This is a genomic window from Microvirga arabica (genome assembly GCF_016811235.1).
GTDB classification, from domain to species: Bacteria; Pseudomonadota; Alphaproteobacteria; order Rhizobiales; family Beijerinckiaceae; genus Microvirga; species Microvirga arabica.
In genome coordinates this window covers 1-13,800 of sequence record NZ_JAFBID010000068.1, presented here as the reverse complement: position 1 = coordinate 13,800, position 13,800 = coordinate 1, and the positions used below count along the sequence as shown (strand labels likewise).

The following is a 13,800-nucleotide window of genomic DNA, read 5'->3' as shown; positions in this document are numbered from 1 at the left end:
CAAGGCTCGCATCCAGCCCATACTGGCTGCCGGAAGCGGCTGTCCTTATGTCCTTTGCTGGCGGGTGAACTGAGCTGGTATGCGCAGCCAACAGCACACTGCTATGCCACTCCTTGCCTCCTGCTATTCAACTGCCGGCAAGAAGCCAGCCCAACAGGAGCGGTATGGTGACAATGGAAAGTAGGGTCGATAGCACGACAACCCCAGCGACTTCTTCGGGTTGATTGTTCCATCGCTGGGCGAACAGATAGTTGTATACGGCAACCGGGTTCGCACACTGTAAGATCAAGACCGCTTTCATGCTTCCACTCAGGCCGAAGAGCGCAGCTACTGCGATGCCAATGGCCGCTCCACACCCAATGCGGATACCGGAGACAAGTGCAGCTCGCCAGAATGCCCCGACCTTGAGCAGGCTGAGCGAGGATCCGAGCATCAGAAGCATCAGGGGAACGGTCATATCTCCGATGAGCCCGACAGTGGCCTTTATCCACCTGGGTAGCTCGACCCCAGTGAAAGAGAGGAGAATTCCAATTGCGACGGCATAAAGAATTGGGAGCCGTATCAACCCTCGCCAGTTCGCTTGGCCCGCAGCGATCGCCTGTCCCAGCGTATAGTTTGCGACGGATGACATCGAGAAGAAGGCGATTGCGTAGCCCAATCCCTCAGTACCGAATGCATAGAGCGACAGGGGCAAACCGAGATTGCCAGCATTCGGGAAGGCAATCGAAGGTAGAAAGGTTCGTAGCCGTAGACCGAAGGCAAGCAGGAGCAACGCCCCCACGCCTACGAAAAGAACGATCGCTGTCCCTGTTGCGACGGCAATGTCCAAGAAGGCATCGGATGATAGTCGCGTCTCTTGGAACGTACTAATGATAAGACAGGGCGTCGCGATATCTGAGATGAGAGCCGTGAGCTCTTTGGAATTTAGCCGGTAGCCAAGCCGGGTCCATGCGAAGCCAATCGAGACAGTGATGAGGATCGGTACGACGACCGAGAAAATAACCCCAATCATTCGCGCTACCAGCCCTCTCGAGTCCTACAAGGTTCCCTGCGCGCCTACTCTACACATGGCGGAGGGAGAGTGCAGCAGAGGTCAGGGCAATATTAAAACGCTTGTCGTAGATGCCTGCTCTTCCGCATGCCCCTCCGACGGCAGGTATGTGGCGCTCTGCAAAGCGCAAGCCCATGACCAGACCGTGGCTGCGTTTAGCTGTGACTGGAGCTGAAATCTCTCTTCCTACTGTTGACGCATGACCATTCCGAGCAAATGGAAGCCGCGCCGCCCGTGATTCGAGATCCAGCTGTCCCATCACAAACACCGAAATCTTTCGGCCGTTTATGTCCGAGGCACCCCATCGTATCTCTCATTCAATCACTTTTGGCTGCCGGATGCGCAACAGGTGCACGCGTCTCATCAGGCCAGCCCAGAACGGCCAGGTTACAAGAATGATCGCGAGAGTCGTAATTGTGCCCACGAGTGGGTTCGAGAAGAAAATGTTCAAGCTGCCTTGGGACATCAGCATCGACTGGCGGAACGCGTCCTCCGCCTTATCCCCGAGCACCAGGGCCAAGACCAGCGGTGCAATCGGGTAGTCGAGCTTCTTGAACACATAACCAACGATGCCGAAGATCAGCGCAAGCCACAGATCCGGCTTGGACGCACCAACGGTCCAGGCGCCGATGAAGCAGACGACGACGATGAGCGGGCCAATAATCGCGAATGGTATCCGCAAGATAGAGGCGAAGAGCGGCACTGTCGCGAGAACCAGGATGACGGCCACCACATTGCCGATATACATAGAAGCGATGAGGCCCCAAACGAAGTCAGGTCGCTCAATGAACAGCATCGGACCGGGATTGAGCCCCCAGATCATCAGGCCGCCCATCATCACGGCAGCTGTGGCAGAACCGGGGATGCCAAGGGCGAGCATCGGTAGCATGGCGGCAGTGCCCGCGCCATGATCAGCGGCTTCCGGCGCGATAATGCCCTCGGGTTCACCGGTTCCAAAGTGCTCCCGCCGACGCGAGAATCTCTTCGCCAGCCCATAGCTCATGAAAGACGCTGCAGTGGGGCCACCGGGCGTGATGCCCATCCAGACGCCGATCAGGCTGCCCCTGATCAGGGCAACCCAGTACCGTGGCATGCGGACAAGGGTTTCCAGAACGCCTGCAAGGCTGACCTTCGCCCTCACGCCCTCAAACTTGAGCCCCTCCTCCATCGTGAGGAGAAGTTCGCCGATTCCGAAAAGGCCGATGACGACAATCAGAAAGCTGATGCCGCGCAGTAATTCATCGAACCCGAACGTCAACCTCAGGCTTCCAGAGATCGTATCCATGCCGACGGTTGCGAATGCAAAACCCAGGAGGATGGAGACGATCGTCTTTGAAGGTTGCGCGGCGGATAGGCCAACAAAGCTTGCAAAGGCCAGAAAGTAGACGGCGAAGAACTCAGGAGACGAGAACTGAAGGGCAAAGCTCGTCACCCAACCGGATAAGAGTGTGGTGACGATCACGCCCACCATTGCACCAAATCCAGCTGACAGGAACGCGAAGGAGAGCGCCTGGATGGCACGCCCTTGCTTGGCCATCGGATGGCCGTCAAAGGTCGTTGCAACAGAGGACGGTTCGCCCGGAATATTGAACAGGATCGATGTCGTGGAGCCGCCGAACAGCGCGCCCCAGTACATGCTGGTCAGCAGAATGATTGCTCCGACTGGGTCCATTGTGTAGGTCAGCGGCAGCAGGAGCGTCACTCCATTGGGTGCTCCCAAACCCGGAAGCACGCCGACCAGAATGCCAAGCAGGACGCCAACCATCATCAGCATCACATGCTGCATTGTCAGAGCGACTACGAAGCCGTGGAAAAGTGAGTCGAGATTGGCCATGAAACACCTCAATAAAGCCCGAGCAGCGCTTCGATCGGGCCCGTCAGGAGGGGCACCTTGAACCAAATCGGAAATATGAGCCGCATCGCAACTGCAACCGCGAATGCCAAACCAATCGCGAACAGGGGGCGATAGCCACCCTGGAAAATCATCACGAACGCCAGATAAAGTATTGCCGCGACATAGAGGCCGAGGAACAGAGAGAGCACGACGAAGCCAAGAATTGGCAGGCCGAAGGCGAGCACGCTCCGCATCTGTGCATTCGTGACAAAGACTTCGTTACCGAAACCACGTCGTCGCAGCGCCAGGACAAGATTTGTAAGGCTTGCCAGGATAATGAGGATGCCGATGCGGAATGGGAAGTAGCCTGATCCCGGGCCTGAATCGCCCCAGCCGATGTCATGCTCGGCGGCTCCCCAAATGACGGCTGCGCCAACTCCTCCGGTGACAAGCGCCGTTGCCACCTCCATGCTTGCGCGCGATATGAGCGCCCGCTCGTTATCCACTGATCCCACCTCCCGCTAGAGAACGAAAGGCACGGGAAATGTCGTGCCTTTCGCAAGGACCCAAAGGTTCAGTTGACGAGCCAACCTTCTTCTTCATACACCTTGCGGGTGCGCTTCTCATCCTCATCAATGAAGGCCTTGAGGTTGCTCCCCGCCATGAAACGGCCAGTCTGCGCGGTCCTCGTCAGATAGTCCTTCCACTCGGGAGTCTCGGTTACCTTCTTGAGGACACCCGCCCAGAAATCCACGGTGGCCTGAGGCGTTCCCGGTGGAAGTGCAACGGTGCGTGGCATCTGATACGCCTCGATACCCGCCCCCTGCTCCTTGCAAGTCGGAATGTCGTGCCAGCTCTGCGTCGGAGTGACCTTTGGCCCTTCTGCCATCCTCTCCTTTGAGAACACGCACAGAGCCTTTAATTGCCCCGCCTTCCAATGCCCAACGCTCTCGCTCGGGTTATTGACGTGGGACTGCACGTGCCCGCCCGTAAGCTGAACCGAAGCCTCACCGCCGCTCTTGAAGGGAATGTAGACAAACTTCGCGCCCGTATCTTTCTCGATCAAGCGCGTGAGCGTCTGGTCCGTATCCTTCGACAAAGCGCCCGCCATCTTGAAGGGACCGCTGGCAGCTTTGGCTGCTGTCGTGAACGACTTGTAGTCATTGTATGGTGCGTCACCCTTGGTCCAGAGAATGAACTCGTCGAACACCATCGCGGCGACGGGCATGAAATCCGTATGTTTGAATGCCACTTTGGCAACCATGGGCAGTGTGTAAAGATTGGAGGTGCCAAATGCGAGCTTGTGACCATCCCCCTCTGCAGCTTTGACGTAAACAAAGGTCTCGGCTCCGCTGCCACCGCCCTTGTTCGAGACCAGGATCGGCTGATCTATCAACTTGTTGTTCTGGATTGCCAGCTGTACTGCGCGCGCAAAGATGTCTGTGCCACCGCCCGCCCCCGCCGCGCCGACGAACTCCACTGGCTTGGTTGGCTTCCACTCGGCCTGCGCAAAGGCTGGTGCAGTTCCCAGGACCAGGGCCATTGCGGCCGACGCTGCGAAGCCGAGTGCACGCTGTGCATTAATTACCTTCGGAATCATTCAGTCCTCCTTGCGCGCTTGACCGAAGCGGCAAACGCGACATTCGACGTTCCCTACCTACCGCCTTCTCGCAGACGGTCTTCTTTTATGGTTTTCGTAATTATGAATTCAAAAAACCGGTTGTGACAAGCCTTTTCTTCCCGAAGTGGGGAGCAGCAATGGAGTGCTCAGCCGGCTTCGGTATACTGCCAGATATTCGAAAGCTCCTGCGCTGGCAGCAGGGGTTGAGGGCCCTATCATTGAAGCAAAGCCAAGCCCGATGTCGGTGCTTTTGTTACCGAGAACTTCTCACCCTATCGCCCAGAGGCACTGTCGAAAGTGCGCTTGTTGAGGGCGTCAGGCAAAAACAAGCTCATTGTTGGAGGCACATGAGAACACCCACGAGCACCATCAGGGCCAGAATGCCACCTGTTGCGGCCGCTGCATCACGAGAGCGAATAGCTGGAGCGCTCCAAGCAAGTCAGCACCTGCCTAGGCAGCATCGCTTGAACGGCTCACGGCTGCCGCCCCGTCCAATACATGCTGGAGGCATGTCAAACAGCCGCAGAGACTGCCTCTCTCTGCTACCCGACCTCTGGCTCGAACGATGCGGCCTTGATCGCGGAAACAGCGCACGCTTCGTCATTGTCGGAGGTATCGCCGGAGATCCCAACTGCGCCGATGGTTTCCCCTGAGGGTCCGTTGATGAGAACGCCGCCGGGAACGGGGACAAGGGCCCCCCCGGCGATCGCGTTCACGGCAGAAACAAAATAAGGCTGCTCTTGAGCACGCCTGAAAATTGCTCGCGACCCAAGACCAAGACCTAAGGCCCCGAATGCTTTCCCGTGCGCCACCTTGTCCCTCAGCAAGGACGTCCTGTCCTGAGCAGCCGATGCCTTGACACTGCCTCTGCTGTCCAGAACGACAACAGCAAGTGGTTTGAGCCTACGTCGGGCAGCCTCCTCGAGGGCTGCGTGGATGATCTCTTGGGCTGCCTTTAGCGTGAGCATGAACTCCTCCGACAGTGGTCGTTTCCAGTAAGGATATCCTTGTAAGGAGAGTGGGCTGGGCCACAGGCCAAACTGGCACAGGCTCTCCCAGCCCGGCCGGAGTGTTATTCGGCCGCTTGGGACGTGGCTCCGGCATTGCCGCTCAAGTAGTTCATGGCCACTTCGACACCTCCGGACCGGTGAGGAATTCCGCACACGCGCAAGCCCATCTCAATCCCGGAGAGAACGCCGGTTACCATGAGATCATGAAAATCGCCGAGATGACCAATCCGGAAGACCCGGTCGGCAAGGGGACCGAGACCATTGCCGAGGGACATATTGCAGCGCGTCAGGATCTCTGCCCTCAACCGATCGGCGGAATATCCCTCGGGAAGCCGCACCGCGGTCAGTGAGGATGAGTACTCCAGTGGGTTTTGGCACTGGATTTCAAGACCCCAATGACGCACGCAACGCCGGGTTGCTTCAGCGGCGCGATCATGCCGGGCGAAGACATTGTCGAGACCTTCCTCGTGCAGCATCTGGATCGCAACACTGAGCCCCTGCAGGAGGTTTGTCGACGGGGTATAGGGGAAGAAGCCCTTTGCATTGATCGCCAGCATATCCTCCCAATCCCAGAACGAGCGCGGGAGTTTCGCTTTCTTTGCAGCGGCAAGGGCCTTATCCGAGACCGCATTGAAGGACAATCCCGGCGGAAGCATCAGCCCCTTCTGGGATCCTCCGACCGTAACGTCCACACCCCACTCTTCGTGCCGGTAATCAATTGACCCGAGAGACGATATCGTATCGACGAGAAGCAAAGCCGGATGGCCTGCATTGTCGATGGCTCGTCGCACGGCGGCAATATTGGAGGTCGCTCCTGTCGATGTCTCATTGTGCACGACAGCGACAGCTTTGATCGTGTGGGCCTTATCCTCTGCCAGTCGAGCCTCGATCGCATCAGCATTTACGCCAGAGCGCCAATCGCCCTTGATGAACTCCGCCTCGATCCCAAGACGCTTCGCCATCTTGCTCCAAAGGGTTGAGAACCATCCTGTCTCGAACATCAAGACGTTGTCGCCGGGCGAGAGTATATTGACGAGGGCGGCCTCCCAGGCGCCGGTTCCGGAGGCCGGATAGATGATTACCGGCCCTGATGTCTTGAAGATCGTGCGAATGCCCGTGAGAACTTCCAGCCCAAGCTTGGCGAACTCCGGACCCCGATGATCGATCGTCGGCTTCGCGATTGCAGCAAGGATCGGCAGGGGCGTGTTAGTGGGCCCAGGAATCTGCAGGAAATGGCGGCCTGTATGGTGTGTCACATGATCCTCCCTTGCGCAGGCCTTGAAGTGACGTCAGACCCGCCGATTTGCTAGTTTTGAATTTTGTATTATGAATTCCAAGTGCGCAAGAGCCGGCGTAAGAGCGGCACATTTAGGACCTTTCCCATGCATGGCACGTTCTCTTCCCCCGCCGCCCCACAGCATCCTCAAAGGCGCGACCTCGGTTTGGAACGGCGGCTCTCCAATGCTCTGGAGGGTGAGGTTCGCTTCGACGCCTTCACACGCGGCCGATATGCGACAGATGCATCATTGTATCAAATCATGCCCGTCGGCGTCGTCTTTCCGAAGAGCGCCGCAGACATTGAGGCCAGCCTGAAAATTGCCCGCGAGCATGGGGTTTCGGTCATCGCGCGCGGTGGGGGAACCTCGCAAAATGGACAGCCTATCGGGGCTGGGCTGATCGTCGATTGCAGCCGGCACTTCAACGCGATCACGTCATACGATCCAAAGGCGCGGACAGTCACCGTCGAGCCCGGCATTGTGCTGGAACACCTCAACGCCAAGCTCAAGGCGGATGGGCTGTTTTTCCCCGTTGAGCCGTCGACGGCAAGCCGCTGCACGATTGGTGGAATGACGGGCAACAACTCCTGCGGCGCGCGCTCCCTGCGCTACGGGAAGATGGTGGATAATGTCGTTTCTACAACGGGCCTCTTTTCGGATGGCGAAGCATTCCGCTTCGATGGGGCTGAGACAGCAGGCTCAGAGCGTGCGGCACGGCTTTCGGCCGAAATGATTGCGCTGGCTCACCGCGAGCGCACCGAGATCGAGCGCATGTTCCCGAAGGTGCAGCGCCGGGTTGGCGGGTACAATCTTGATGCGCTTCTTCTCGAGCAGCCGAATCTCGCGCATCTCCTGGTTGGTTCAGAGGGCACGCTCGCGGTGACCACGGGCGTCACCCTGAGGCTCTCAACCATCCCGGTTCACCGCGTCATGGGTGTCTGCCATTTCCCTTCATTCCGTGCGGCCATGGAGACCACGCGTCACTTGGTGGCGCTCGGGCCGACTGCGGTCGAACTCGTCGACAACAACATCCTGGTGCTTGGGGCTGACATCCCCCTCTTCCGTAGAACGCTTGCCGACATTACCAAAGGCGAGCCGAATTGTTTGCTTCTTGTTGAGTTTGCAGGCGACAGGCTGGACGAACTCAAGGCGGATTTGAAGCGCCTGGACCAATGCATGGCCGATCTCGGCTTCCCGGATGCCGTCGTCGAGGTTGTCGAGCCGCCGCGTCAGCGCCAGGTCTGGGAGGTTCGCGAAGCCTGCCTCAACATCATGATGTCCATGAAAGGAGATGCCAAGCCTGTCTCCTTCATTGAGGATTGCGCAGTCCCCCTGGAGCATCTTGCCGACTACACTGATGCCATTACAGAGCTGTTTGAGCGCCATGGCACACGCGGTACCTGGTATGCTCATGCTTCTGTGGGCTGCCTTCATGTTCGACCAATCCTGAACATGAAGAGTGACACTGATGTCGGTGCGATGCGTGCCATTGCGGAGGATGCCTGTGATCTCGTGCGGCGGTTCAAAGGCTCCCACTCCGGAGAGCACGGCGACGGCATCTCGCGTTCCGAATTTCACGAGCGCATGTTCGGCACCCGCCTGGTGCGCGCCTTCGAGGCCGTGAAGGATGGGTTCGATCCTGAGAACCAGCTCAACCCCGGCAAGATCGTCCGTCCCTATCGGATGAATGATCGAAGCCTGATGCGTTTTCCGCCGGCCTACGACAGCGTGGAGCCCCGCAGGACGGCTCTGGACTGGTCTGACTGGGGCGGCTTTGGCCAAGCTGTCGAGATGTGCAACAACAACGGCACGTGCCGGAAGACACTGGGCGGAACCATGTGTCCGTCCTATCGCGCCACCCGCCAGGAGCAGCATGTTACCCGCGGCCGCGCCAACTCGCTACGCCTGGCAATCACCGGGCAGCTTGGCCCGAATGCCTTCACCTCCCCCGAGATGAAGGAGACGCTTGATCTGTGCGTCTCCTGCAAAGGCTGCAAGCGCGAGTGTCCGACTGGCGTCGATATGGCGAAGATGAAGATCGAGTTTCTCCATCACTACCATGCACGCCACGGCCTGCCCCTCAAGGAGCGGCTGATTGCCCATCTGCCACGCTACGCACCTCTCGCGAGCCTGATTGCACCGCTCCTGAACCTGCGCGACACCCTCCCCTTCCTGGCAAAAGCAACGGAACGCTGGCTCGGGTTCAGCGCACGCCGCTCGTTGCCGCAATGGGGACGCCCGTGGCGGCAGATCGGCGAAGTGGCGGGCGTGGAAGACGTTGTTGGCGACGGTCGCGACATCGTGCTGTTCGGCGATACTTTCAACCGCTATTTCGAGCCCGAGAACCTGGAGGCCGCAGAGCGCGTCCTGACAGCGGCCGGTTACCGTCTGCACCGGGTCCAGGCCAGCGGCGGAAAGCGTCCCTTGTGCTGCGGTCGGACCTATTTGTCCGCCGGACTTGTTGACCAAGCCCGCCGAGAGGCGCAGCGCACCCTTGATGCGCTGAAGCCCTTTGTAGACCGGGGCGCTCGGGTGATCGGTCTTGAACCATCTTGCCTCTTAACCTTCCGAGATGAGTTTGGGGCGCTGCTGCCGAAGAAGGAAGTAGAGCCGTTAGCAGAAGCTGCCTTCCTCTTGGAGGAGGTGCTGGCCACCGATCTGGAAGCTGGCAGGATTTCACTGCCACTCACAGACCAGGGCGGACGGACGGCTCACTTGCACGGCCATTGTCACCAGAAGGCATTCGGATTAATGGGGGCAGTTGAGAGTGTCTTGCGAAGGGTGCCCGGCCTCAACGTGCAGGTCATCGAGTCGAGTTGCTGTGGAATGTCAGGTGCGTTCGGTTATGGCGCACAGACGATCGATGTCTCCTACGCTATGGCAGAGCTGTCGCTGTTGCCGACGGTGCGCAAGGCCGGGCCTGAAGATATTGTGGTCGCAGACGGAACGAGTTGCCGCCACCAGATACACGATGGTGCCCAACGCGAGGCAATTCATGTCGCCCGCGTGCTCGACAAGGCTCTCACCCCCGGCTGCAAGCCCCTGACATGAACACGATGCCCAAGACCTTTGTAGATATGGCTGTATAATGAACCGCTTGGAAACGACTACCAGTATCAGCCGGCGTTATCTTCATGACGAAGTGGCAGAGCGTCTGCGGAAATTGATCCACTCCGGCGAGCTCGAACCGAAGTCGCGCGTCAATGAGCTGGAGCTTGCCGAACGCTTTGGAATATCCCGAACTCCACTGCGCGAGGCAATTAAGATCCTTGCGACTGAAGGTCTGCTGGAGCTACTTCCCAATCGCGGTGCACGGGTCGCCAGCATCACAAATCATGAGATCGACGAAATGATCGAAGTGGTAGCTGGGCTTGAAGCGACGGCTGCCGACCTCGCTTGTCGGCGGATTACGGATGAAGAGATTGCGTCGATCGAGGCACTCCATCACCGGATGATAACGGCTTGGAAACAGGGGGACCACTCCACCTATTTCACGCTTAATCGTGAGATCCACGAAGCAATCATGGCTGCGAGCCGCAATGCGACGCTGCAGGGAATTTACGAGGGCTTATCTGGGCGTATTCAACGCACGCGCTACTCGGCGCATAAGACACCTGAGCAATGGCATAGGGCAGTTAACGAGCATGAGGCGATGGTAAAACTTCTCAAATCTCGCGATGCCGAAAATCTTGCGAAGTTGATGCGCGAGCACATCCGCGGCAAGAAGCAAGTAATTTTAGCCGCGTATGGAGAGAGCACCTGACGCGCTCTTCATCTTGAAGTGGAGCCCTGCTACATAGCACCATTTGAATTGGTGCCGGACAGCTCGCAAGTCAGCCTGGAGCAGCTATAAGTTCTCCTGGAAGGTTCCTCCCACAGGGAAAGCCGACGTCCGCCGGAGCGGATACTGGCGGCGCAGATCGGCGTCGGCCAACAGCTTTGAGGCAGCCTGTCGCAGGCGTTATCACATCATGCAAGTAAATTCCATTTGGCTCATGCGCCCTCCGGCCTAATTGTCATCGAAAGCGCCCCATCCAGCATTCACACGAGGGCATTATAGGTAAGGAGAAACCATTCATGTGATAGAGCCCTCCGCTAGCTTCGACCCAATGTTCGGAGTAATTTTCATTCAGCCGGCTCTGGTCTGGTTAGACCGGAGGTATCTCCGATGAACGTTTTTCCAGCTTTGCCGGACCGCTGCTCCAGAGAGGCGATGTAGGTGTCACGGAAGGGTTTCGCCAACTTAACGCTTTTACTTGCCCTTTCTGATATTTAGGTCTGGCGCCAACCACGCATTTTCAATAGCTTAGACCGGCAGGGGATAGCTGAACTCGCTACAAAGCAGTCTTTACTTGGTTAAGCTGACGATGCCGTTTGAACCCAATCTACACATGTGGCTCGCGACGGATTAGCTGCCCTACAGGACTGGCGTTTGCTGTCTTAGACCGCATCAATTTGGTTGTCTGGCCGTGCTGCAACGAACGTCGACAGCGTAGAACAGGTTGCGTCGACTGCGGCAATATTCGGATATTCATCCAGAGAGAGGTTGAGGCGCCGTGCATTATAGACCTGCGGTACGAGATACACGTCTGCCAGAGTTGGATGCGAACCGAAGGCGAAAGGACCGGGTTGCAGGAGATCCTCAAGAGCACTGAAGCCTATTCTAATCCAAGTAGTGCACCAGGCATCAATGGAAGCCTGATCTTGTCCCATCCGACGCTTCAGGTAGCGCAGAGCTCCGATGTTGTTGAGCGGATGGATATCACAGGCAATGACCGCACATGCGGCTCTTACCCTGGCTCTGGCCAAGGGTTCTGCCGGGAGGAGCGGCGGATCGGGATAGCACTCCTCAAGATACTCCAGGATCGCAGGTGACTGGGTGAGAACGTTACCATCCACGTCGAGGGCCGGAACCCGGCCCTGTGGGTTGATGGCTCTGAATTCAGCCTCGTCCTGCCCGCCCTTGATGAGATTGACCGGCAGAGACTCGTAGGCCAGTCCCTTCAGCGCAAGCGCGATCCGAACCCGATAGGCCGCCGATGAACGGAAGTAGGTATAAAGCTTCACAGCGTCACCTCAGCGACTGGACGTCACGACACGCTTGCCAGCGTATAAAGGTCAGAGAACCGCTCACGCAGTACGTTTTTCTGCACCTTGCCCATGGTGTTGCGCGGCAGCTCGTCGACGAAGACAACGCGTTTCGGCAGCTTGAACTTCGCCAGGCGCCCCTCAAGTGCCGCCAAGATTGCCTTCTCGTCGACCTCTGCCTCCTTCGAGCGCACGACGACAGCCGTCACCCCCTCGCCGAAGTCCTTGTGCGGCACCCCAATGACTGCGCTCTCGAGCACCCCTGGAATGGCATCGATCTCGTCCTCGATCTCCTTCGGGTAGACGTTGAAGCCGCCGGTGATCACCAGGTCCTTGCCGCGGCCGAGGATGTGCACGTAACCACGCTCATCAATCTTGCCGAGATCGCCCGTGATGAAGAAGCCGTCGGGGCGGAACTCGGAGGCGGTCTTCTCCGGCATGCGCCAGTAGCCCTTGAACACGTTCGGGCCCTTCACCTCGATCATGCCGATCTCGTTCGCTCCCAGTTCTTCACCGGTCTCCGGGTTGGTGATGCGCACCGACACGCCCGGCAGCGGCAGGCCGACGGCACCTGGTACCCTGTCACCGTCATAGGGATTGGAGGTGTTCATGTTCGTCTCGGTCATGCCATAGCGCTCCAAGATGTCATGGCCGGTGCGGGTGCTCCACTCCCGGTGGGTCTCGGCCAGCAGAGGCGCCGAGCCTGACACGAACAGGCGCATGCCGGAGGTCATCTCCTTGGTGAGGCCTGGATGCTGCAGCAGCCGAACGTAGAAGGTCGGCACTCCCATCAACGCCGTGGCACGAGGCATGAGCCCGAGAACCTCGTCGGCATCGAACTTCGGCAGGAAGATCATTGACGCGCCGGAGAGCAGGATGACGTTGCTGGCGACGAAGAGCCCATGGGTGTGGTAGATCGGCAGGGCGTGGATCAGCACATCGTCTGCCGTGAAGCGCCAAGCATCAATCAGAGTCAGGGCATTGGAGACGAGATTGTCATGGGTCAGCATGGCACCCTTGGAGCGGCCGGTCGTCCCCGAGGTGTAAAGAATCGCCGCCAGATCATCACCGGCCCGCTGCACGGTCCTGAACACGTCAGCGCTATCGGCGGCAGCATCCGTGAGCGAGCCCTGCCCTGCGGCATCAAGGGTTTCAACTGACGCTTCCACCTTCGCAGCCAGTTGCTTGATCCCTTCGCGTTTGGAAGGATTGCAGACGACAAGCGACGGCTCCGCATCGCTGATGAAGTACTCCAGCTCCGCCAGCGTGTAAGCTGTATTCAGGGGCAGATAGACCGCTCCCGCCCGGACGGTGGCAAGATACAGCACGAGAGCCGGGACCGATTTTTCGACCTGAACGGCAACCCGGTCGCCTGGCTTGACCCCGCGGGTGACGAGGACGTTGGCCAACCGGCCGGATAGAGCGATCAGGTCGGCATAGCTGATCGTCTCACTGTCCGGTGTCGTGATGGCTGTCTTCGCTGGATCGGTGATCGAGCGTTCGAGCCGGTCGAACAGGTTCGCGTTCATGGCATGGGCTCCAAAGCGAGGGTCGATGATCGACCCGGTCAAGGAATTTAGGATCGTTGCGGTCATGGGGTGGACACAAGATCGCGGGAGGGTAGATCGGTTGACAGAGCTTTGCGGACTCCAGGCGAGGCAGCCACCACGCCCTTCTCAGCGAAGGCCTCATGGTTCTTCTCGATCTCATCGAGAGCGTAGAGGTAGTTCACCATCAGTCCATGGGCCTGCTTCAGGCCTTTCGCCGAAACGTCGCCAAGGAAGTTCAAGCGCTCGAGCCGCGCCCCGTTGCCGAGATGGAAGCGGGCGACCGGATCGACCTGACGACCTTTGGGATCCCTGACCTTCAGGAAGTAGTAGGCTGCAGCAGGGAGAAGTACGGCGCGAATTTTCTCAGCT

The 13,800-nt window shown here is 58.5% G+C and carries 11 protein-coding genes; 2 read left to right on the top strand and 9 right to left on the bottom strand.

Annotation, left to right across the window (positions count from 1 at the left end; translation table 11 throughout):
• Nucleotides 1–127: 127 nt before the first annotated feature.
• The 6 genes from JQC81_RS24685 to JQC81_RS24660 all read right to left on the bottom strand — a co-directional run bounded on the left by JQC81_RS24685 (nt 128) and on the right by JQC81_RS24660 (nt 6,772).
• Nucleotides 128–1,012 (bottom strand): AEC family transporter, encoded by an 885-nt coding sequence (locus JQC81_RS24685; protein WP_203274457.1) that lies wholly within the window; start codon nt 1,010–1,012, stop codon nt 128–130.
• A 352-nt stretch (nt 1,013–1,364) separates the two neighbouring features.
• The gene (locus JQC81_RS24680; RefSeq protein ID WP_203274456.1) at nt 1,365–2,885 is read right to left on the bottom strand and encodes a tripartite tricarboxylate transporter permease; all 1,521 of its coding nucleotides are present in this window, start codon (nt 2,883–2,885) and stop codon (nt 1,365–1,367) included.
• A gap of 8 nt (nt 2,886–2,893) precedes the next feature.
• Nucleotides 2,894–3,391, bottom strand: coding sequence for a tripartite tricarboxylate transporter TctB family protein (locus JQC81_RS24675; protein ID WP_203274455.1), 498 nt, complete (start codon nt 3,389–3,391; stop codon nt 2,894–2,896).
• Nucleotides 3,392–3,459: 68 nt separating this feature from the next.
• Nucleotides 3,460–4,485: a Bug family tripartite tricarboxylate transporter substrate binding protein gene (locus JQC81_RS24670; RefSeq protein ID WP_203274454.1), complete on the bottom strand. Its 1,026-nt coding sequence runs from the start codon at nt 4,483–4,485 to the stop codon at nt 3,460–3,462.
• Between the two features lie 563 nt (nt 4,486–5,048).
• Nucleotides 5,049–5,474, bottom strand: a complete 426-nt coding sequence (locus JQC81_RS24665) for a GlcG/HbpS family heme-binding protein (protein ID WP_203274453.1) — start codon at nt 5,472–5,474, stop codon at nt 5,049–5,051.
• 104 nt (nt 5,475–5,578) lie between these two features.
• Nucleotides 5,579–6,772: a pyridoxal-phosphate-dependent aminotransferase family protein gene (locus JQC81_RS24660; protein ID WP_203274452.1), complete on the bottom strand. Its 1,194-nt coding sequence runs from the start codon at nt 6,770–6,772 to the stop codon at nt 5,579–5,581.
• 126 nt (nt 6,773–6,898) lie between these two features.
• Between JQC81_RS24660 and JQC81_RS24655 the strand changes: the two genes are divergently transcribed.
• Both JQC81_RS24655 and JQC81_RS24650 read left to right on the top strand, forming a co-directional pair.
• On the top strand, nt 6,899–9,844 hold the full coding sequence (locus tag JQC81_RS24655; RefSeq protein WP_203274451.1) for an FAD-binding and (Fe-S)-binding domain-containing protein: 2,946 nt from the start codon (nt 6,899–6,901) through the stop codon (nt 9,842–9,844).
• Nucleotides 9,845–9,881: 37 nt separating this feature from the next.
• On the top strand, nt 9,882–10,556 hold the full coding sequence (locus JQC81_RS24650) for a GntR family transcriptional regulator (protein ID WP_203274450.1): 675 nt from the start codon (nt 9,882–9,884) through the stop codon (nt 10,554–10,556).
• Nucleotides 10,557–11,233: 677 nt separating this feature from the next.
• Here the strand turns inward: JQC81_RS24650 and maiA are convergent.
• From maiA to JQC81_RS24635, 3 genes are all read right to left on the bottom strand, one after another.
• Nucleotides 11,234–11,860 carry a maleylacetoacetate isomerase gene (gene maiA / locus JQC81_RS24645; protein WP_203274449.1) on the bottom strand — a complete coding sequence of 209 codons (627 nt, stop codon included), beginning with the start codon at nt 11,858–11,860 and terminating at the stop codon, nt 11,234–11,236.
• A gap of 23 nt (nt 11,861–11,883) precedes the next feature.
• The gene (locus tag JQC81_RS24640; RefSeq protein ID WP_203274448.1) at nt 11,884–13,410 is read right to left on the bottom strand and encodes a malonate--CoA ligase; all 1,527 of its coding nucleotides are present in this window, start codon (nt 13,408–13,410) and stop codon (nt 11,884–11,886) included.
• A 62-nt stretch (nt 13,411–13,472) separates the two neighbouring features.
• The coding region (locus JQC81_RS24635; RefSeq protein WP_203274447.1) for a malonyl-CoA decarboxylase domain-containing protein at nt 13,473–13,800 on the bottom strand (328 nt) is incomplete at its 5' end.